Raw genomic sequence first — 20484 nt, 5'->3', positions numbered from 1 at the left:
TTGATACCGTATTATTCCTGCTTGGAGGTGGCTAATTTATAGCCTATCCCTCGAACATTCAGAAGTTCCAGCGAGGTTGATTTAGACAGGTATTTGCGGAGTTTATAGATAAATCCGTGAAGACGGTTGAGGTTGTTATAATCATCGTTCTGCCAAATGCGATACATAAGTGTCTTAGCCTCGACTACTTCATTTGGATGGCGGAATAGTTCATCAATGATTACAGCTTCGGTATGTGTCAGTTCGATAGCCTCTTCTCTTATTACAAGTCGTTGTGATGCAAAGTCAAGTGAGCTATCTCCGATATTGAGATTCGTATCTTCGGTAATGCCCTGAGAATTACGCTTCAATAAAGCCTTAATTCTCACAACAAGTTCGAGTATCTGAAACGGTTTGCGGATGTAGTCGTTGGCTCCAAGCTCAAACCCTTTCACCACATCGTCAAGCGCAGTTCTGGCGGTCAAAAAAAGCACGGGTACAGCCGGTGCTGTAAGACGGATAAGCCTTACCATCTCAAAACCGTCCATCTTTGGCATCATCACGTCTGCAACAATAATATCCGGTTCGGACTCCTTGAAGAGTTTAAGCCCGAACTCTCCGTTTGAAGCACAAACGACATCAAAACCTTCACGGGTCAGCGCATCCTGCACAATAAATGAAAGAGTTGAGTCATCTTCTACGAGCAATATCTTATCTTTCCTCATTGTTCTTAAATTTAATTGTGAATTTCGTTCCGACTCCCGGTTTGCTTGTCACATCTATGCTCCAGCCAAGTAATTCAACAATCTGCTTTACATAGAAAAGTCCAAGCCCGTAACCTCCAACCTCATAACGGTCTCCTGAGGTGACACGATAGAACTTATCAAATATATAAGGGAGATTGTCCTTGTCTATTCCTATGCCGTTGTCTGCAATTACAATTGAGTTGTTGTCAGCCATAATTTTTATGTTGACAGTATCTTCGGAATATTTCACGGCGTTGTCTATCAGATTTGACAGGACATTGCCGAAATGTAATGAATCTGCCATGACCGAAAGATTGTCCGGGATTTCAATATCAATCTTCACCGGTTTGTCGGCTTTAAGCTCAATCATTCCCGCGACCTCTACGACAATTGGTTTTACCTCCACATTCTCAATGCTGAGTTTCATCGCTTTGAAGCGTTCCATACTCATTGACAGAATATTCTCAATCATGCCGGAAAGGAAACTCAGTCTTTGCATAATAATCTTAAGGAACTGTTTATTCCTTACCTCGTCACTCTGGTCATAGTATCGGAGCATTGAATCCGCCGCAGAATAAGCCACGGCCACCGGAGTTTTCAGTTCGTGAGTCATGTTGTGAGTGAAATCATCCTTCATCTGCTCAATACTACGCAGTTTTCCAACCCAGTGTAAAAGATACCATATTAGGAAAATCATTAGTGCGAGAACAGCGGATGATGTCGCCAAAATTCCCGCCATTTGTCTGAGGACATGCTTTTGAAGGGGAGAGAAATAAACAGTATAAAGAGGCGGTTCCCCTTCCGTTATAGAAAAGTCGATATGCCACAGTCCTTTGATTTGACCAGCATTTTCGCCAAATGGAACTATTGCCACCCGGTTAAGTTTAATACCATAGTTTTTGAGCTCATTTTGAAGGAGTAATGCCAGTCGATTATAATTACGAGTCGGTATCGTGACGTCCGTTTGTTCCACTGAGTGGAATTCTTCACTCATAGTTTGGTTGACTTTATCCATTTCGTGAATAAAGTCAAAGTTTCCCCCCGAATCTATTTCGCCTTTAACAACAATTCCGACTTTTATTGAAAAATCTTCCTTTAGGCCAGAAGCAAGAGCCTTCCTGTCGATAATTTCCAGCACATCTGCCCTCCTCACACATTCTTTTACGGTCCGAAGAGTCTGCATCCTTATGGATTCGTATAGGCGATGCATATACCAGAAGTTAGCCGTCACCAAAATAGCAATGATTGACAAACAAATGATTGTGATAGTCCTAAAACGTTTCATGTCAACAAAATTAATGAAAAATTACGATAAAATCACCCCAAATTAAGACTAACTAAGACTAAAGGAGATTCAACTAAGACTTTGGAGAAAGAGTTTGCCGTAATTTTGCGCTTGACTTTTTAAGACAAATTATGTTCAAACGATTCAAAATACTATTCATCTTTGTGTCCATCGCTCTTATGGCGATGGCGCAGGAGGTCAGTACCGAATCACTGGATTCAATTATCAACGCCCTTGAACTAAAGGAAGTAATTGTTACTGCTAAAAAAATCCGACAGTCCGGCGATACAATTTCGTATTCTGCTGCTACATACAGAGGTAAAAACGACAAGACTCTTGAAGACTTGTTGCGAAAGATGCCGGGTATTGAAGTAAAAGCCGATGGCCAGATAACTTATAACGGACAATGGATAAATGAGTTTTATATCGAGGGGCTTGATATGCTTGGCGGAAATTATGGTGTAGCTACAAGAAATATCGATGCAAATGATATAGGTTCAGTTCAAGTACTGCAAAATCATCAGGATGTGAAATTGCTGCAAGGAGTGAAGAGCGGCAATGCTCCCGCTATGAACATAAAGCTTAAACAAAATGCTCTCGGTATATGGTCATCCACACTTCAAGCAGCAATCGGGACACAGCCCAATATATCTTGGGATGCCTCCGCCACCCTCATGAATTTCCGGCGCAAAGCCCAAAATATCTCTGTTTATAAGACGAACAACATTGGCAATGACTTGAGACAGGATATTGGTGCACCCGTGACATTCAATTCATCTTACGGAACGGGGATACTTTTCCCTGATTCTCCGGGGCTGAATGACACTTACGCATATCGTAACAACTCACATAGCCTGTCGATAAATCAACTTTTCAAGTTAGACGAAGACAAGACATTGGCGTTTAATCTCAATTACCTTTTTGACAAAGAAAAAAGAGAGGCTACAGAGCAAACCACTTATCTTGCCGACAGTATCTCGCGTTTTGTTATAGATGAATCGAATAGAGCCTGTATGCGCCAGCAATTCGTAGGAGCACATGCAGTCTATAAGCTGAACGGTAATGAGCGTTATATCAAAAACGCTTTTACAGCAAGTGCGTCGTTTCCTCATGGCGACGGATCTATCAACGATTTGATAGGACAGCAATTCTCAGGACATTCATTTAATATAGATGATGTGCTGAAGATAAATTATAAGAATAAACAGGGGGGCATTGGCGAGGCGACCTTGCATGCCAATTATACTGATAAATTCGGAATACTTCGGTTGATAGAATGTGGTATGGATCAGACTGTAAGACAAAGAAATCTGAACACCGGCGGAACTGCATCTATAATCGCCGTTGCAGTGCCTCATTTTATGTTCAACCTCAACGGCGGCTTCGATGCGCAATGGCAGCAGGCTAAAACGGAACTGAATCTGGCTGAAAATCTTACATCAGGAAATCAACGAACTTGGCAGTTAGGTGCCAACATCACACCTAAGTTCTTTCTGCATTACGGTCAGCGATTCCAATGGCTGATATACATGCCTGTCGGTTTTGAATATTATACATCGACAGACGGAGAATGGAAATATGACAAAATGTTCTTTTCGTTCAAACCTTACACAAATCTCACTTTCAAACCATCGGAGCGTTTGTCTTTTGCGTTGACATCAACCTGCGAGGAATCTATGCCCGCAGCCCTTTCCCTCATGGCACAGAGGCGATATATTGATTATCGTACTTCTATTTCGAATCCGTACCAACTTGAGGCTAAAATCAACAGGACTATAAAAACGGCCTTAAGTGCAAGTTACCAAAGCGTGCTCGATATGCTGTTTGGAGGTGTGACATTAACACATGCTTATTCCTATAATAGCTTATCCAATGGATATGATGTGACTGACGATATTATCAAGTATATAAGACTGCCGTATGCTACAAGTGGTAATATCTGGCAGGGAGACCAGACATTTTCCAAAGGATTTTTCAAATGGAATTCCAAGATAAGCGAATCGTTTACAATCGGCTCAAGTCAGAATGAGTTTTATGTCGATGATGCCATGCACAGAGGGCGAAGCAATTATCTGCGAGCGAACATTTCCTTTACAGCTTCTTTCGCCCGATGGATTACTTTTGAGACTTCAAATGAATTTTCATTATCCAAGACATTTACCGACGGTATAGCCAACGGAAATGCGAAACATACATTCACCAATTCAACATCTTTCGTTATCTGGCCCTGTAAGCAACTTAGCCTGATGCCGACTGTAATGTATTATTACAACGACTATTCAGCGAGTTATAGAAACAATACTTTCCTCAACTGCAATATAGAATATTCCTTAGGGAACGCAATATTATCCCTCAAATGTAGCAATTTGTTGGATTGCAGAATATTTCGCCGCTATAATGATAACGGAATCATACAGTATTCAAGTCAATATCGTCTGCGTGGCCGTACAATCATGCTTGGCATTAGATTCAGCATAAAATAACAACTATGAAAATTATCAACTAAAAAAACACCAATATGAGAATGATTAAAAAGACACTTTTAGCTTTAGCATCTTTAATGATGCTCTCATGTGTGTATGTCTCAGCACAGGTCACAGTTACCTATGCAATGGATACACCGACATTCACACTTGCCCATGAGGATACCGACAAAGCACAAGCACTTGACTCCTGTTATCTAACAATCACCTATCGATTCAAATACAAGGCAACTGAGAAAGACGATTCGCTCAGTCAAGAAGACCTGATGGATCTGCAACTTGGACGTAAATACAACGCCTTCTTCAGTCGCAATCTCCGTGATCTTGACATCCGGAACACTAAAGAACTCAAAACCACAATGCAATTCCAGACCGTGCCGGAGAATTATGTCGGATTTGACCTTCTTGTCAATCATGCTGATTCGACGACCATTGTCACCCATCGTGTTCCCTATACTTCTCAAGTTATTGAATATACGGAGAATACTCCCGCTCCTGTATGGACGTACGTTCTTGAAGACACAGCCACAGTGATGGGCTACCACTGTCATGCGGCTAAATGTACCTACGGAGGGCGCGAATGGAAAGTATATTACACCAATGACATTCCGTTGCCATACGGTCCGTGGAAACTAAACGGAGTCAAGGGCCTTGTTCTTAAAGCAGAGGATTCCGAGCATAATTTTGTGTTTGAGGCAGAAGGCTTAACGCAAAAAACGCAGCCGATAATCCGTTATGACTGGAACCGTAAAACCATGAATAAAGAAGACTGGAAGCGATTTGAGCGTGAAATGTATCAAAACGCAGGAGCATTTGTCCGCAATACCGGCGCACGGATTATAATTATGGATAATAGTGAGCAAGGTTTCCATCGTCTGAATGAAGATTGGTCACAGTTCTATAACCCATTAGAAAAATAACATGGAAAAAGGCAACTCTATAATCAACAGCACAGGCTAAGCATTAATACTAAAATTTATAACACATTAAAGGAACTCTGAAAGAAACAGCTAATCATACAAACAAAAATTCGGTCCTCGGCAGCTTTGTCGGGGACTGTTAATGAATAACCTCAAATGTTTAATTATAATCTTATGAACAAGGTACTCATTGTTGATGCCTCCGAATCAGACCGTCGGCTTATGGTGGGCATGCTTGTCAAGCACAGTTATGAGCCGATTGCCGTCGAGACGATGGAGGTAGCAAAGGACGAGGTGGCGAAATTGCCACCCGGCGCAGTGATTGTCGCGGCTATGAAATTCGTCCGTGGCACAGCGCAGGAGTTAATCAACTGGCAGAAGGCGGAGGGATATGGATTCCCCGTAATCGCCATAGTGGACAATCTCAACGCTTTGGATATTGCCGATGTGATGAAGGACGGCGGTGCCGTCAACATCATTCAGCGTACGGCAATGGACAAGCAACTTGTCGAAACAGTGGGCAGGTATGCAAGACCGGGTAGAACAATGCTGTTGCTTCCTGACGAGCTTATCCCTCGCCGGAGCGAGGCGTTTGCCGTGATTGAAAGGGCAATCAGAAATATTGCCGCGACGGACGTCAATGCCGTCATTTTCGGCGAATGCGGCTCAGGAAAAGAGCAGATTGCAAAAGAGATTTACAGGCTCAGTTCACGGTCACAAAAGCCTTGCACCGTCATAGAAGCCGGCGGCGCGGCACTTGTCGGCAACCATGACCCTGCAAATCTGCGCAGCGAAGTGCTTAACCGTATGGAAGGATACTTCAAGAAGGCTGACGGCGGTACGATCATAATCAAGAACGTGCAGTTGCTGACCTTCGAGAAACAGTCGGTGCTTCTGCATATACTTGAAAACGAGCATCCGAATGTGAGGGTAATCTGCACCGCAGACCCAGAACTGCGCCGTATGGTGTCTGAAAAGACGTTCCGCCCAAATCTGTTCTATACTCTACGACCGGTTGACATAACAGTGCCGCCATTACGGGAGGTGACCGAAGACATAGTACCGTTGTCAGACTATTTCCTGACACGTTTTGCCCACAGCAGAGAACAGCACAGGAAAAAGCTCGATGCTTCGGCAGTCAAAGCGTTGAAGCTGCACCCGTGGCCCGGCAATGTAAGGGAACTTAAAGATACCGTCCTCTATGCCGCCTTCCATTCAAAAACCGATGTAATATCGGCCGCCGACCTCAATTTCAGCCAGTCGGAGCCTGATGCCGATGACAGCCTTACTCTGCGCAAACCGCAAAAAGACAAGGAAAAAATCATTGAGGCGTACCGTCGCAGTGGTTCTTGGACAGGCGCTGCAAAGCTGTTGGGAATCTCGGAACGCGCTCTGATAGAACAGCGTAAGAAACACGGCATCGGCAAGAAGGGCGAGCCGGAGGTTTGACAGCTCGTAAAAAATCACTAACTTTGCAGTGTTAAAATAGCAAAGACTGCGGTTGTAGAGTCAATCGCATCAAATTTATAGGATAACATAACTTTCGCATAAGTTCTCTTGTAGATCTGGACAATTTACGAATGTCGAGCTTGGCGTGATGCTTATGCTATGCTTACTGCATAGCGTGCATACACACCTTTTCGACAATGGGTAGTCCAGAACCCTCAAGAGAGATGGCGTGAATTGCACGCTATTTTTTGTCTTAATCTAATCTGCCATTTTTTCATTTTAAGGATATATTTCACGCTTAATCTTCAGGTTTATTTACTATCCAGCGTGAAAGCAAATTTTTAACCATTGTAAATTTTAAGCAATTAAGAGGTTGCTATTTAGCGGTTTGTTGATTTTAACACGCCTCGGATCACCTCAATTTTCAACCATTCGGTTATAATTTCAACCGAGGGCTATTCCTCGCAAACCAAACCCAAAACAACCGAATGGAAACAAAAAATCCACCAAATGCCACCGACTTCGTAAAGAAGTCATCCACAAGAAATAAAAAACGCTCATTCAAGCGTAAGTTCGACAGAAAGCAAGCATGTTCCGCTCCTGCGTGCAATGACAATGCTGAAAATATCGACTGGTTTGTAGGTTGCCTCATGTTCTTATTTTTGAGCGTGGCACTCAGAGAGATGTTCAGCACCACAGACGCGGAATGACATTATGGGCAACGGAACATCCACCGAAGCGGACTTCAAGACCGCTGTGATTGCAGGCATGGCTCTCGCCGGCATCAGAACTCACAATGACGACATTCGCGCACCTCCCGAATTATTTTACCACGGTAAGCGTATAATATCCCTTGATGATGTGGCCTTTGGGTTGCACATCTCCAAAAAGACAATGCGCAAATACCGTGACGAGGGAAAAATTGAAATCTATGAAAGCCTGACCTGCGGGGCGGCATTCGTGACACAGGAAGCCTTCAATGATTTCATAGACAATCACTTCATCAGCTCCCGGCATCCGGACTATCCCAAGATGAAGAAAAAACATAACAACACCGGTGGAAACACCGATAAATAATCACCGCTAAATCTTTAATTCACTCATGGAAGAAAATCCAAAGGAAGAAGTGCTGATTGCCCGTAACAATGAAACCGGGCAGGTAGGCGCGGTCGTCGGTCAGAACCCCGACGGTACCCCAAAAATGGCCGATGTAAAATCGACCCCGTTAAGCGAACTCATCAAGTTCACCAAAGGGCAAAACCCCATCGAGGCATTCATCGCCAACTTCATGCGTCAGGCGAAGAACCCGACCACCTTCGGCATATTCAAGATGTCGGCCGCCGACTACGAGGCTCTGAGTCAGCCTATGGCGGAAATGCTCAACGACCTCGAAGCCAACAGGGAGATGCTTGACAAATACCGCGTCAAGATGAAGACTCCCGCCGCAAAAATCAAACCGGTTGACCCCGACAAGGTGAACTGGGCGGAGATAGAGAAACAATGGGGCATCAGCCGGGAGGATCTTGAAAAGTCCGGCGCGCTCCAACAGATGGTTTACCACCACAAGTCGCCGGAACTTCATAAAGTCAACGACCCCGACGGAAGCGGCGAAAAGCTGGACGCACGTCTGTCATTCCGCACCAATCCCGACGGCACATATTCGCTCACGCCCCATTTCGTCAGGAAGGAACCGTTGCTTGACCAGCCATTCCGGGGCTACACATTCACCGCCGAGGACAAGGTGGAGTTATCCAACACGGGCAATCTCGGCAAAGCCGTTGACCTCAAAGACCCAGCGACAGGAGAGGTGCATAAATGCCTCGTCAGCATAGACCGCCTCACAAACGAGATCGAGAGCATACCTGTCGATAAAATCTTTATCAAACAGAAGGTTGCCAATATAAATCTGACAATGCAGCAGATAGGCATACTCAAAAACGGCGGTCTTATCAAGGAACAGCACGTCGAACTCCCCAACGGACAGAAATTCACCGCCGACCTGCAATACAACGCATCCAAGCGTGACATCGCCTTTGTCAACTCGGCTCAGTACCGTCAGCAGAACGAGCAGGAGGCACAGCGGGCACAACAGAGCCGCCAACAGGGCGGGCAACAATCCGGGCAAAGCCTCAAAGACAACTGGCATGACGCCAACGGCAACCCCAAGCGTCTGAATCAGTGGTACCATATCCCGCTCGACGAGCAGAAACAGGCTGACTACCTCGCCGGGAAACAGGTACTCGTCGGTGAGGGCAAGGACAGGAGTGGCAACGACTGTACCATATACCTGCAATATGATCCCAAAGAGCGCAAGCCTCAGACCACCCGCGTATATCCCGACCGCGATAAGGTGGTGGGCATCGCCGAGGAAAGCAAAACCCAGATGGCGGTCAACAACGACGGCAAGACCAACGAGGCGACCAAGAACGTGAATGAACCGCTCCAGCGCGGACAGACAGAGCCGAAGGACGAGGCGCAGCAGAAAAAGCAGCACCAGCCCAAGCCCAAGACTCCAAAGCCGTAGCCGCCTCACCACTTCATCCGTTATCCACAGTCAAAACAACTGCGATTCGCTGACACGTCTGCCGGAACATAAATCCGACCACTGAATCCATAAATCCACTGCGACAAATATCCCGCCTCCGGCAACCTGTCAATATCCTGACAAGTATCTTCACGACATGGGGAGGTGCGCGCGGCCTCCCCGTGTTTTCAAAACATTCACCAACTAAACCCACAAAAATTATGACACAACTGATTGTATGCGAGAAATACCGCATAGCCATAGCCGTCGCCAAAGCGTTGAAGGCGACACTTAACCCGGCATACGGGGTGTTCACCAACGATGACATCACCGTCGCCTACGTTCACCGAGGCTTCATCAAGCCTGTCGGTCTTGACAAGGCTGCTAACGGCTGTCTGCCATTCGTGCCGGAGAAATTCAAGATTGTCGTCACCGACAAGAAACGTGACCGTGTACTCAAACCGCTGTTCCGCAATGCGAGAGAGGTTGTCTTCGCCTCAGACGAGGGTGCAGACGCTCAGGCGCGTTTCTTCAATATCTGCCGACACTTCCGAGTCGGGCATCCGACGAGCCGAATGTGGCTTCCCCGCATTACCCGTGCATCTATCAGGCGTTCATTCTCCAAGCGAGAGAAAGGTCGTCACCTGCATAATCTCGCCCAGTCGGGTCTTGTGGCAGGCGCGATGGACATGATGTTTGAATATAATTTCGCCGGAGTTCTCAAACGCTGGTATTACGAAGGCGGGCCGCTGACACGCAAGGAGGTCGTAGCCATGCAGTATCTCGGTGATATGGATGAACAAGCGGCACAATATGACGCCCAGCCGAAGGCGTACAGAATCTTCCTCGATTACGGAGGGCTGCACCTCATTTCTGATCAGTCTTGGCAGAGCGAGAGGGTCTGCGCCGCAATCGTTGACACTATCCCTGTCGGCGAACCCGTCAAGGCGCGGATGACCGTCACGGAGGAAGATGCACCGGTAGTCAGACTCCACACGATGCTCACTCTCCAGATGGACGCATTCGACAATTTCGGCTTTATGCCGTCGCTCACCGTCAGGACAGCGGAGAAGCTCTACGAGCAGGGCTTTATCTCATCGCCATACGTCACCGCACCGGACGCCGGCAACGGCATAACCGTGTTGCGCCGACTGTCCAAATGCGCCACAAAGACCGAGCGCAGCCTGTACAGACTTATTGCAGGGCGCATGGATGCGGCGGCAATGCCACCGGAAAAGAAACAGTATGCCTCTGTGACGGCTGAAATCGCCGGACTGACATTCACCTGCCGATGGGAGGTGAAAAAGCCGAAGCCCGAATATACAGGCTCATCGGAACAGACAATCACGATCGTCGAAAAGATGATGGCTCCGGTCAAAGAGGTATCGCCCATTTCATACGGCTTTGTTCCGACACTTGCCAACCTCACCGGATATGCGACGCTGACCGCAGACACTACGCACCCTGATATGCCTTACTGCCACACCGTACACGAATACGGCACGGCACTCGAAAGTCTTGTGCGTAAGGGCTTCATCACGATAGAGGACGGCACTATCGCCTGCACGCCCGAAGGCGACCGTCTGCTGCTTGACCTTGCTCCCTACAATCTTGCCCACAGCATACTGGTCGGGCAATACGGAGCTGACGAGATACCCTACGGCACAATAACAGGCAGAAAAGCCGTCAAGGGCTTCGGCGAATGGCTCACCGATACCGTAACCGACATTCTGCGCTACACACCCAAAAACAAATGACCGCACCGACAGCGATAATTTATATCGTGATTGAAAAATAGACGCTTGACCATAGCGCATAATCCGATAAAAATCGCTAACTTTGCCACTGAATCGCAGTCATAATTTATTTTGATTGTGGATTTAGTGGTGAGAAGGCGGGAGGGATACCCGCCTTCTTTTTTTCAAGCACATATCCCACCCACCACTTAATCCACCAATAATTTATGCCAGAGTTTGTTCAAATCGAAAAATCCGAACTTGAAGAAATATTTAGCCGAATGTCATATTTGAAGAAAGTATTTATCACTTTCTTCGAGCGCGTAAGAAACAAAGAGCCTGATGATTGGCTTACGTTGCAGGAACTCTGTGAGTTGCTCCATATCTCCGAGTCCAAAGCACGCTCGCTCAAAAAGAGCGGACGTATAGGGTTCATCAAGAGCGGGAAAGGATCTATGTTCCTCGCCGGAGATGCTTTCGGATTACTTGAACGGGTAGAGGCTGTACCGAGAAATGGGAACGATATATACCCATGACAGTAATGAAATAGGGAATTTCCATGCCGACAGTCTTACAGTGCTTGAAATCGTTGAGAGATTGAACACTGAAATACATCCGTCGTTCTTGGGCAAAAAGTTTTATACCGATGCCCAGCTCTCGGAAAAACTCAACATTTCAAGACGCACATTGCAGGAATACCGTGATAACAGGCAGATTGCCTATTACCGACTTGACGGCAAGATACTCTATGCAGATGATGATGTGGAGGAATTTTTGAAATCCACATACCGCCCCAAATACTGAAACCGAAAATGCGGCCACCGGGTAATACCGATGACCGCATTTATTTCATTCACTGACAGCCGGATTTATACCACCTGCACATTGTTGAATTTGCTGCGCATGGTTGCCATACCATCATACACAGCTTGATCCTGCATCTTGGCGTAAATTTGCGTTGTCTTTATATCACTGTGTCCGAGCATCTTGGATATTACCTCGATGGACACGTTGTTGCAGAGCGACATAGAGGCGAATGTATGGCGCGCCACATGGGTTGTCAGATGCTTTTTGATTTTCGCCAAATCTGCAATCTCTTTCAGATAGGCGTTCATCTTCTGGTTTGTAATCACCGGCATGACTACTCCCGTAGCCTTAACAACAGGATGATCCGAATACTTTTTGATGAGCTGGCGGGGTATGTCAAGCATCGGGATTATACACATTTCTCCTGTCTTGGCACGGGCCTTGCGTATCCAAGTATTGCCTTTGTCATCGTCTTGTATGTCGTCAATGGTGAGTGATTTCATGTCGCAAAAGGCAAGTCCGGAGAAGCAGCAGAACACGAAGGTGTCACGCACTACTTCCAATCGTGGCAACTCCTTAAGGTCAAGATCCATGATGGTCTTTATTTCAGCCTCAGTCAAGAACTGACGCTCACTGTATGTACGCTGGTATTTCTTGCCGATAAACGGGTCGTGGTCTATCCACTTGTGGGCGAGAGCATACTGCAACACGTTTTTTACGCAGCGGAGATAGCGCACGGCAGCGTTGTTGGCGCAGGATTTCTTCATGCGAAGGAAATGCTCGAAGTCGTCAAGCATCCCCGATGTAACCTCCTTTATCGGAATGTCGTCGGTCTTGTAGTGGAGTTTGAAGAAGTCTTCCAGATAGTCAACGCAACGAGTCCAGCGCTGATAGGTGGGCTTCACGATGTCACCACGGTCAAGTTCCTCCTTGCGTTTCTCGTTTGCCTCGCGGAACACCTCGCACATCATCTTGGGCTTCTCCATAGTTCCCATGTAATGCGTTTTAAGGACAGCCGGATTTACCAGCTTGTTCTCACGGATGAGCATGTTGTGAATTTCGCAGAAACGGGCGCGCACCATCTCAAGAAATTTGTTCAGCTCCTTGTCGCGGCGCGATGTGCCATCGCTCTGGTTGCGTTTCTGGTTCCAGTGTTTGGGGTTCACTGAACGACCGATTGTAAACTCCGTCATCTGGCCTCCGACCGAGATACGGGCATAGAGCGGATATTCGCTCTTTTCTGTCTTTGGCTTCCTTGCGTAGAAAGTCAGAGTAAAATAAGAATCTGGTGTCATTTCTCTGTGGGTTTAATGGTTATATAAATATAATCATTTTCGCCGACATCACCAAACGAGAAAGAGCTTCAAATATCGCGGATATGACTGATTGGACGGCTCACGCCTGTATTCCACCAAAACCGTGAGTCCGGCTCACGGTGCAAGATGGTGCAAATCGCAGAAATCGGCTTCAAAATGCGGTTTGAGCGGGGAATTATAGTTAAAGAATATTTCAAGAGTTAAATAGTATTTAGAAACTCTGAAAATTGCGACCCCAACCGGGTCAAAGGTTCGTTCCCATGCTCAAAACCCCACTTTGTGAGGCTTGACACCAGCTTAACTTTCGGTGTTTCAGCCGACTCACTGATGATTTCTGCCAACCGTGAGTCGAATTACTCACAAACGTGAGTACTCACTAATGACTCACTCACCACCTCTGTATTCTGCGCCATTCTGAAATTTTGGCAAAAATAAAAAGCACTGAAAATCAAGTGATTTCAGTGCTTTGCGGCGTTTTGCCATTTTTGATTGTGACCCCGGAGAGGCTCGAACTCTCGACCCACTGATTAAGAGTCAGTTGCTCTACCAACTGAGCTACGGAGTCTTGCTTTATTGAGCGTTTTTCTCAATTGCGATGCAAAGGTAAGGCTTATTTTTGATTTCACCAAATTTTTTGAAAATATTTTTATAAAAATCTTGCAGAAAGTTTCCAAGAAAGTTTCCAACTGCGTTACGTGTGTCGTAATGACGATAGCCTAACAGAAGGCCTCTCCATAACTTACGCGCTTGTCTCCGTCATGATCATAGTAGTAATCGTAAACCGGATTGCCGGCCCAGCGTTTTTCAAAACTTAGCGGCAGTTTACCGCTGGGGGTCACCTTTTCGAAAAGGATCTCTGCGCTGCCTGACCGCCTTCCTGTCCGGGATACCACAGATATAGCAGGGCCGGGGCTCGTTGCTGCCAGTGGCTCATATCCACGTTGCTCCCGGCATTGAACAAGACTATGGTGTTCGGATTTGCATCCAACACACAGTTGACAAGGCTGTCTTGAAACTGAGGAAGTTCTAACGGGCGGTCATTGCTTTCACGCTCAAGGCTTTCATTGAAATCCACACTGTCAATGGCCACATCGATCGGCGTGACGAGCACAGTGAAATCATGTGCGGAGACTGCTCCTGCACCTATCATACCTTGTCTCTCTCCGGACGGATGGTAGATCCGAGCTGTGGTGATCCGTAGTTGACAAAGGCCATTGCGCTGTTCATCAGCATAGAGATCGGACCGATGTCGCTCCACGCGTCGCCATATGCTTCAAATTCGCAGTTGCCGGTCATGTAGGTACCCTCGGAATTGAAAGTATAAAGACGTGCACCTGTCATGTAGCCGGCGAGCGGAAGAATGATGCTATTGCCGTTTCCCGACGCTGTCAGCACCACTGCGCAGGTGTCGCCGAAAGTCATCGCTTCGAAAGTGCATGCGTCGAGCAGTTCCTCGCACTCAGCGGCTGTGGGGAGCCGCCATCCGTCACCAAGCAGCAGCGCCGCAGGATCATAGGCTGTTCCGGCTAAATCCGCTGACCCCCGTTTTTCTATCATAAGAGCGATAAGACACAAAAAAGAATGAGCAATCAGGACCGAAGTCCAAGAATTACTCATTCTCCTCTCTCCTCAGCGGTATGGACGGGACTCGAACCCGCGACCCCCTGCGTGACAGGCAGGTATTCTAACCAGCTGAACTACCACACCAAGTTGAGTTTTTTTTCGAAACCATAGCCGAGTCCGTTTCTCTCAACGCCTCATAAAGGCTGCCGTTTCGTTTGTGAGTGCAAAGTTAAGCACTATTTTTTAATTGTGCAAATATTTTCTCAAAAATCGAAAATAAAATTCGCTAAATCTTCAGTAAATCTTCAGTTTCTCGGAACGACTGATGAATTTTGCCGCCTCAGTCCTGGTATACTGATCGACAAAATCGACATATCCGGAAAGATTGTCACCGCAGATGCCATGTCAATGCAAAAGGATATTATCAAAAAAATCAGGAAGAAAGGTGGCGATTTTCTCATAGGGCTCAAGGCCAACCAACCTTTACTGCGTTACGGAGTGGAAGACAAGCTCAAAGAGCATAAGCCACTGTATTCTTACACGGAAGGTCCCGAACTCGGTCATGGAATAATCGAGACAAGAACCTACGGCATATATGACGGTCTCGGAATTATTGCCGACAAGGAGAAATGTGGCGGAAACATGACGATTATGGAATACAAGGCCGAGACCGTCAGAAAGAAGCCCGCGATACATACACGTGAAAAACGTATGTATGTGAGCAGTCTGCCGACCGACACACCCTCCCTTGGCTCTATCGCGCGCCATCACGGGCGCCATAGGAAGTATGCATTGGGGACTGGATGTCAATCTGTTGCCTGCTTGAAATACAATTATATAAATTTAAAATCTGCAACCCTGACGTTAACATTTATATGAACAAGGTACTCATTGTAGATGCCTCCGAATCTGACCGTCGGCTTATGGCGTGCTTGCTTGTCAAGTCCGGCTATGAGCCGATTACCGCCGTGCTGCGATATTGGATTTGGCGCTATTCCGAAAATGTTGTTAATTTGCAGCAAATTCGGAATAGGAATGAATAACGACACATTGATATCGGTCTGAGAAACGCAAGGTTGAATTTTCGTCAGCAAAAGCCGACGCATATAATTGGATTCAGTCTCCGTATTCGATACCGTCAGAGGAAACTCGCATCTCTCCTGAAGACCTCCATCGGCGTTTATACGCAGAATATTGAAGTGGAGTGGTGAGCCAAAATGTCGGCTCAAAAGTTGATGGAGTTTGCATTCATTCACAATCAAAGCACTCGGCTTGTCCGAAATATCATCGCTTCTGTCAGATACAGCCCTGTCTGGACAGAGCGACCGGCCAGCACGACATTTCTAATTAATGTCCTTTTCTGGATCATTCTTGTTGTTTCAATATAACAGTGGAGAGCCCCCACGGGCCCTCCACATGTAAAATCAACCTTAAAAATCTTCTATTACCTTATATGTATTGTACCTTGGCTATGTGTCTGAGTCGGATCAGAATGCCGGGTAGCCGGGATTCTGGACATAGATACCGCCTGAGAAGTTATACTGAGCCACCGGGATCGGGAAGTATTCCTCGCCGGTCTCGAACGAGACGTTCTGATAATATATGCGGTTGTCTTTTTCAGCTGCGAAGAAATTGTTCATGGTCTTCTTGGCTATGCCCCAGCGCACCAGGTCGAAGAAGCGTTCCCCTTCCATAGCCTTCTCCAGACGCATCTCGGTGCGGAGAGCCTGGCGGGCATAATCCTGAGTCCAGCCGGCGGCGGGATAGAGACCAATCTTGTAGTTGGCGGCATCTTTCGAGGGATCGTCGAAATCCTTGACATATGAACTGTTCATGGCGCGGGCACGAACTCTGTTGATCAGCGTGCGGGCCTCTTCAAGACCATTGCCTCCCAGCTCTATGAGGGCCTCTGCCTTGTAGAGCAGAAGATCGGCGTAGCGGATGATCTGCCAGTTGAGAGCCGAGGCGCCCCAGGGCCAGCCCTGTTCGGCATCTTTGGATTCGGGCGAGAGCCAGAATCGCTTGGTATTGTTGTAGCCGTAGACATCGCTGTTGCGCACCCACAGACCACAGGCTCTCTCCTCGAATGTCTTGTAGCGGATGGTCGGACGGCCTGTGATGAAGTCCAGGCGCGGGTCCACATTGCCGTCGGTATTGCCCAGCGAATAACCGCCGTTGCTGTCAAAGACCACTTTGCCATAGTCGGGACGGTTCTGGTAGTCAAACACCGGCAGACCGTTGGCATCTGTCTGATAGGCGTTGATGAGGTCCTGCGAGGGGAGGAAGAAGCCGTCGCCCTGCCAGGGGCAGCCGGGGCCGGTCATGGAGTTGAGAAGCATGCTCCAGTTGATGCGTCCCACTCCGCTTGAGCCATCGTCTTTCGAGAACTGGATGGCAAACACTGATTCCGGGCCGTTTTCATATTCAAGCAGGTCGAGCTGCTGGAAATCAGCAAGCAGGTCATAGCCCTGGATTCCGTCAATCAGGTCCACTACTTCCTGCAGCAGTGTTCGGTTGATGCCTGTGACGGCATTGGTCTGCGGATCCTGTTCGTAGGCCTGGTAGAGTTTCACCTTTGCCGCGTAGGCAAGAGCTATGCGGCGGTTGATGCGGCCTATCTCACTCTGGCTGTCAGGGAGGTCATTGGCGGCTTCGAGCAGGTCATTGGCTATGCGGTCGAGGTGTTCGTCGCGGGTAAATTCATCGTTGCGCACTGAAGTGTAGTCGTTTTCAGGCAGATCGATATCCATGTAGGGGATGCGGTTGAACAGGCGCACCAGCTCGAAATACCAGTGGTCGCGGATCACTCGGACCTCGGCTATACGCGAGGCCTTGTTCTTGTTCTGCGATTCGTCAACCTTGCGCAGGGCGCGGATGGCCGAGTTGCAGCGCGATATTCCGCAGTAGACGTTGAACCACTTCCCGTCGAGAAATCCGTTGTTGGGCTGTATGCGCGAGGTTTCCATGTCGTGTATCTCCCAGAGGTCTGTCTCGCTGCCTCCGCCTTTATAGGCATTGTCGGCGCGGACTTCGCCGTAGCTCCAGTTGGTCACCGGGAAGAGGTGCGGGTCGTTTGAATCGGCGTAGCGGCATCCGAATGTGGCATAGGCGCCGTTGACAAGCAGGTCTACCGCCGAGGGATCGTTCATATTGCCGTCAGAGAGCGAGCCCTAGGGCTTGTTTTCGAGAAAATCGTCGCTGCAGGCGCTCAGAGCGAGTCCGGCAAGTGCGGTTGCGAATATATTTTTGAGTTTCATTGTGATTTCGATTTAAGATGATGTTTTTAGAATCCGAATTGAATGCCGAATGTGTATTGGCGGGGCAGCGCGTAGGGATAGCCGAGACCTTCGGGGTCAGCGCCGCTGTAGCTGGTGAGAGTCAGCAGGTTCTGGGCCTGGAAATATACGCGGGCATTCTGCATTTTCAGCTTGTTCTGTATGGTTTTGGGCAGGGTGTAGCCGAGCGAGAGGGTCTTCAGGCGCAGGAACGAGCCGTCTTCGATGTAGTAGTCCGAACCTTCGTTCTCCTTGTTGTTGTTGTCGATAGAGGGAGCCGGGACGCTTGAATCGTAGTAGCCGGTCTGGAGATAGCGGTCATAGGCCTTGGCGGCTCCGAGAAGCTGGGTGCCGTGGTTGCCGGTCCAGAGGGGGAAGAAGTCGGTATAGTACTTGGAGTTGTTCCAGGCGTCGCGGATTATGCTTGAGAAGAACAGGCTGAGGTCAAACTGCTTCCAGTTTGCTCCGAAGCTGAGGCCGAACTGGGCTTTGGGAAGGTCGGTGCCGAGCCAGGTGCGGTCACGGTCATTGATCTCACCGTCGCCGTTGGCATCGACGTAGCGCACACGGCCCACTGCCGGACTGCCGAAGCTGACATTGTATCTGGCCATATAGGCGTCTACCTCTTCCTGGGTGCGGAACACTCCGTCAGTCTTGTAGCCAAGCCATGATCCGAGAGCATGGCCGACGATGCTCTTGTCGATGCCGTTGCCGCCGCCCCAGGTGTAGTAGATGTCTTTCATCAGGTCAGTGACTTCGTTTTTCATCGCGGTGACGTTGAGGCCCACGCTGTAGCTGAAATCCTTGTTGAGTGACTGGCGCCATTCAGCAGAGATCTCGAAACCCTTGTTGACCATCGAGCCGCCGTTGTACCAGCAGTAGCCGCCTTCGCCAATAGTGGCGATGTAGGGTTTCTCGACGAGCATGTCATCGGTGCGCTTGTGGAAGTAGTCAAACGAGAGTGACAGGCGGTTGTTAAGCAGTGAGGCGTCGAAGCCCACGTTGGTCTGATAGGTCTTTTCCCATGTAAGGTCGGGGTTGGTGCTACGCGAGCGCAGTGCGCCGGCCATCAGAGAGTTGCCACCGCCGATGGCGTAGGCCGCGCGGTCAAGATCCATCGCATATTTAGCATAGAAGGCATCGTTTGCTATGATGTCGTTGCCGTTCACGCCGTATGCGCCACGGATCTTGAGGTCGCTGAGCCAGGAGCGTGTGCCTTCCATGAAGCTCTCCTGCGAGATGCGCCATCCTGCCGATACAGAGGGGAACCAGTCGTAGTTGTGGCTTGTCGAGAGGCGTGATGATGCGTCGCGGCGCAGGGTGAAGGAGACGAGATATTTATTGTCCCATGTGTAATTGATCTTTCTATGGGGCACAAAACGAAGCGTTGCTTGATGAGGTCAGTGCGTTTTGAGGTAAAGCCTTTTGATTTCAGAGGGTTATGATGTGAAGTGCGGTTGTTGAGGTCAAAAACGAAACGTTCCAAAAGTTCACATAGGCTTACGCGGCGTTTAATTTTTGGGGCAAAAAGTTTACATGGCGATTACCGGAGACTTGCGTGTCATCAGCGCGAGGTTTACACGAGAGAGTAGGGGAGTGAGGTTGTGTATTGAGTCGGCTTCGCGCCGATTTTTTGTGCCTCTCTTTGAAATTTGTATTATTTAAAATATACCATATATGTATTGTTTGGTATATTTGCGCTAATAAATCAATGAAGTATGGCGAAAGTTATTCATGTTCATCTGACGCATCCCATCAAGGGTACGAGGCGTAAGGATTGGTATTTCAGCAGTATAAAGGCCGTTTTTACCGTGTTTACGGCTGAACAGGTCGGTGCGACCTATAATTACCTACGGCATGCAGGGCTGTCCGGGAACGGCTCAATTATAACTAAACGCGCTATAATCAAGCAATCTACGCTTATATCGGGTGGGGGTGGCGCAGATTATAACAATGGCGTTTGAACGGCCTTAGAGGGCGAATAAAACGGCATTCGGAGGGTATTGTCGGCATTGCACCGATGATGCCCTATTTTTATGCCTGAACGATTCGATTTTGGGCGAATTTTTGAGGTGGGGAACCTTGTGGGGTGTCAAAGTGGAGTGTTTTTTTTGAAGGGGTGGGGTGTCAAGTTTCAGTCCGTTGCAGTGCAAATAGCTGAGGATGGCAAAATATGGTTGCTCGAAAATGAAATGTTAAAATCGGGGGTTCGATGTGAAGCAAATAACCCCCTTGTTTTTGAGGTTCAATTTGTATTGGTGCTTAAAATCAGCGAGTTGGTTGAAATTATGTCCTTAAGGGTGGGGGTGGTGTTCAAAGCAGGGTGGTGGTGGGGGCAGATGGGTGGCCGGGAGGGGTCAATTTAGGTGACAGGGCAGCCATGCAAGAGCGCATAATTCTT

At 48.0% G+C, this 20484-nt stretch carries 19 protein-coding genes and 2 tRNA genes; 12 read left to right on the top strand and 9 right to left on the bottom strand.

Annotated elements, in window-relative coordinates; genetic code table 11:
• Positions 1-11: 11 nt before the first annotated feature.
• Both E7745_RS14500 and E7745_RS14495 read right to left on the bottom strand, forming a co-directional pair.
• The gene (locus tag E7745_RS14500; protein WP_123486671.1) at positions 12-704 is read right to left on the bottom strand and encodes a response regulator transcription factor; all 693 of its coding nucleotides are present in this window, start codon (positions 702-704) and stop codon (positions 12-14) included.
• Positions 691-1908 carry a sensor histidine kinase KdpD gene (locus tag E7745_RS14495; protein ID WP_168182164.1) on the bottom strand — a complete coding sequence of 406 codons (1218 nt, stop codon included), beginning with the start codon at positions 1906-1908 and terminating at the stop codon, positions 691-693. The genes E7745_RS14500 and E7745_RS14495 overlap by 14 nt, the downstream gene beginning before the upstream one ends.
• A 233-nt stretch (positions 1909-2141) precedes the next feature.
• Between E7745_RS14495 and E7745_RS14490 the strand changes: the two genes are divergently transcribed.
• The 9 genes from E7745_RS14490 to E7745_RS14450 all read left to right on the top strand — a co-directional run bounded on the left by E7745_RS14490 (position 2142) and on the right by E7745_RS14450 (position 11926).
• Positions 2142-4493 (top strand): Plug domain-containing protein, encoded by a 2352-nt coding sequence (locus E7745_RS14490; protein WP_123486669.1) that lies wholly within the window; start codon positions 2142-2144, stop codon positions 4491-4493.
• 41 nt (positions 4494-4534) lie between these two features.
• Positions 4535-5413: a GLPGLI family protein gene (locus tag E7745_RS14485; protein ID WP_168182162.1), complete on the top strand. Its 879-nt coding sequence runs from the start codon at positions 4535-4537 to the stop codon at positions 5411-5413.
• 174 nt (positions 5414-5587) lie between these two features.
• Positions 5588-6862 (top strand): sigma-54 dependent transcriptional regulator, encoded by a 1275-nt coding sequence (locus tag E7745_RS14480; RefSeq protein ID WP_168182160.1) that lies wholly within the window; start codon positions 5588-5590, stop codon positions 6860-6862.
• Between the two features lie 488 nt (positions 6863-7350).
• The gene (locus E7745_RS14475; RefSeq protein WP_124029392.1) at positions 7351-7572 is read left to right on the top strand and encodes a hypothetical protein; all 222 of its coding nucleotides are present in this window, start codon (positions 7351-7353) and stop codon (positions 7570-7572) included.
• Between the two features lie 4 nt (positions 7573-7576).
• A complete protein-coding gene (locus E7745_RS14470) occupies positions 7577-7939 on the top strand; it encodes a hypothetical protein (protein ID WP_123618588.1) in 363 nt (120 codons plus the stop codon).
• 25 nt (positions 7940-7964) lie between these two features.
• Positions 7965-9386 carry a DUF4099 domain-containing protein gene (locus E7745_RS14465; RefSeq protein WP_124029393.1) on the top strand — a complete coding sequence of 474 codons (1422 nt, stop codon included), beginning with the start codon at positions 7965-7967 and terminating at the stop codon, positions 9384-9386.
• A gap of 221 nt (positions 9387-9607) precedes the next feature.
• Entirely contained in the window at positions 9608-11143 is a 1536-nt protein-coding gene (locus E7745_RS14460) for a hypothetical protein (RefSeq protein ID WP_124029394.1), read from the top strand.
• Between the two features lie 260 nt (positions 11144-11403).
• A complete protein-coding gene (locus E7745_RS14455; protein WP_124029395.1) occupies positions 11404-11658 on the top strand; it encodes a helix-turn-helix domain-containing protein in 255 nt (84 codons plus the stop codon).
• The gene (locus E7745_RS14450; protein ID WP_123550669.1) at positions 11636-11926 is read left to right on the top strand and encodes a helix-turn-helix domain-containing protein; all 291 of its coding nucleotides are present in this window, start codon (positions 11636-11638) and stop codon (positions 11924-11926) included. The genes E7745_RS14455 and E7745_RS14450 overlap by 23 nt, the downstream gene beginning before the upstream one ends.
• A gap of 65 nt (positions 11927-11991) precedes the next feature.
• Here the strand turns inward: E7745_RS14450 and E7745_RS14445 are convergent, their stop codons facing one another.
• From E7745_RS14445 to E7745_RS14425, 5 genes are all read right to left on the bottom strand, one after another.
• On the bottom strand, positions 11992-13224 hold the full coding sequence (locus E7745_RS14445) for a site-specific integrase (protein WP_124029396.1): 1233 nt from the start codon (positions 13222-13224) through the stop codon (positions 11992-11994).
• A gap of 513 nt (positions 13225-13737) precedes the next feature.
• Positions 13738-13810 (bottom strand) — tRNA-Lys (locus E7745_RS14440).
• Between the two features lie 270 nt (positions 13811-14080).
• A complete protein-coding gene (locus E7745_RS14435; RefSeq protein ID WP_136409137.1) occupies positions 14081-14395 on the bottom strand; it encodes a glycoside hydrolase family 3 C-terminal domain-containing protein in 315 nt (104 codons plus the stop codon).
• The gene (locus tag E7745_RS14430; RefSeq protein WP_136409136.1) at positions 14392-14802 is read right to left on the bottom strand and encodes a hypothetical protein; all 411 of its coding nucleotides are present in this window, start codon (positions 14800-14802) and stop codon (positions 14392-14394) included. Before E7745_RS14430 ends, E7745_RS14435 begins: the two co-directional genes overlap by 4 nt.
• A gap of 76 nt (positions 14803-14878) precedes the next feature.
• Positions 14879-14952: transfer RNA gene (locus E7745_RS14425), tRNA-Asp, on the bottom strand.
• 264 nt (positions 14953-15216) lie between these two features.
• Here E7745_RS14425 and E7745_RS14420 point away from each other — a divergent pair.
• Positions 15217-15687, top strand: coding sequence for a hypothetical protein (locus tag E7745_RS14420; protein ID WP_240740336.1), 471 nt, complete (start codon positions 15217-15219; stop codon positions 15685-15687).
• A 608-nt stretch (positions 15688-16295) separates the two neighbouring features.
• On the opposite strand, the gene E7745_RS14415 is transcribed toward E7745_RS14420, so the two are convergent.
• Positions 16296-17957 carry a RagB/SusD family nutrient uptake outer membrane protein gene (locus tag E7745_RS14415; protein ID WP_240740335.1) on the bottom strand — a complete coding sequence of 554 codons (1662 nt, stop codon included), beginning with the start codon at positions 17955-17957 and terminating at the stop codon, positions 16296-16298.
• Between the two features lie 134 nt (positions 17958-18091).
• A complete protein-coding gene (locus tag E7745_RS14410; protein WP_136409134.1) occupies positions 18092-19459 on the bottom strand; it encodes a SusC/RagA family TonB-linked outer membrane protein in 1368 nt (455 codons plus the stop codon).
• 342 nt (positions 19460-19801) lie between these two features.
• On the opposite strand from E7745_RS14410, the gene E7745_RS15140 reads away from it, so the two are divergent.
• On the top strand, positions 19802-20047 hold the full coding sequence (locus E7745_RS15140; protein WP_136409133.1) for a hypothetical protein: 246 nt from the start codon (positions 19802-19804) through the stop codon (positions 20045-20047).
• Positions 20048-20119: 72 nt separating this feature from the next.
• The gene (locus E7745_RS14400) at positions 20120-20449 is read left to right on the top strand and encodes a hypothetical protein (protein WP_136409132.1); all 330 of its coding nucleotides are present in this window, start codon (positions 20120-20122) and stop codon (positions 20447-20449) included.
• The last annotated feature ends 35 nt before the right edge of the window (positions 20450-20484 follow it).

It is taken from the genome of Duncaniella sp. C9, from assembly GCF_004803935.1.
In the GTDB taxonomy this organism is placed as follows: Bacteria; Bacteroidota; Bacteroidia; order Bacteroidales; family Muribaculaceae; genus Duncaniella; species Duncaniella muris.
The sequence above is the reverse complement of the archived record's forward strand: the minus strand, read 5'-3'. Positions and strand labels throughout refer to the sequence as shown.

Coding starts and splice junctions, on each gene's coding strand:
- E7745_RS14500 (WP_123486671.1), bottom strand. CDS start 704: ATGAGGAAAGATAAGATATTGCTCGTAGAAGATGACTCAACTCTTTCA.
- E7745_RS14495 (WP_168182164.1), bottom strand. CDS start 1,908: ATGCAGACTCTTCGGACCGTAAAAGAATGTGTGAGGAGGGCAGATGTG.
- E7745_RS14490 (WP_123486669.1), top strand. CDS start 2,142: ATGTTCAAACGATTCAAAATACTATTCATCTTTGTGTCCATCGCTCTT.
- E7745_RS14485 (WP_168182162.1), top strand. CDS start 4,535: ATGATTAAAAAGACACTTTTAGCTTTAGCATCTTTAATGATGCTCTCA.
- E7745_RS14480 (WP_168182160.1), top strand. CDS start 5,588: ATGAACAAGGTACTCATTGTTGATGCCTCCGAATCAGACCGTCGGCTT.
- E7745_RS14475 (WP_124029392.1), top strand. CDS start 7,351: ATGGAAACAAAAAATCCACCAAATGCCACCGACTTCGTAAAGAAGTCA.
- E7745_RS14470 (WP_123618588.1), top strand. CDS start 7,577: ATGGGCAACGGAACATCCACCGAAGCGGACTTCAAGACCGCTGTGATT.
- E7745_RS14465 (WP_124029393.1), top strand. CDS start 7,965: ATGGAAGAAAATCCAAAGGAAGAAGTGCTGATTGCCCGTAACAATGAA.
- E7745_RS14460 (WP_124029394.1), top strand. CDS start 9,608: ATGACACAACTGATTGTATGCGAGAAATACCGCATAGCCATAGCCGTC.
- E7745_RS14455 (WP_124029395.1), top strand. CDS start 11,404: ATGTCATATTTGAAGAAAGTATTTATCACTTTCTTCGAGCGCGTAAGA.
- E7745_RS14450 (WP_123550669.1), top strand. CDS start 11,636: ATGGGAACGATATATACCCATGACAGTAATGAAATAGGGAATTTCCAT.
- E7745_RS14445 (WP_124029396.1), bottom strand. CDS start 13,224: ATGACACCAGATTCTTATTTTACTCTGACTTTCTACGCAAGGAAGCCA.
- E7745_RS14435 (WP_136409137.1), bottom strand. CDS start 14,395: ATGATAGGTGCAGGAGCAGTCTCCGCACATGATTTCACTGTGCTCGTC.
- E7745_RS14430 (WP_136409136.1), bottom strand. CDS start 14,802: ATGATAGAAAAACGGGGGTCAGCGGATTTAGCCGGAACAGCCTATGAT.
- E7745_RS14420 (WP_240740336.1), top strand. CDS start 15,217: ATGCAAAAGGATATTATCAAAAAAATCAGGAAGAAAGGTGGCGATTTT.
- E7745_RS14415 (WP_240740335.1), bottom strand. CDS start 17,957: ATGAACGATCCCTCGGCGGTAGACCTGCTTGTCAACGGCGCCTATGCC.
- E7745_RS15140 (WP_136409133.1), top strand. CDS start 19,802: ATGGCGAAAGTTATTCATGTTCATCTGACGCATCCCATCAAGGGTACG.
- E7745_RS14400 (WP_136409132.1), top strand. CDS start 20,120: ATGCCTGAACGATTCGATTTTGGGCGAATTTTTGAGGTGGGGAACCTT.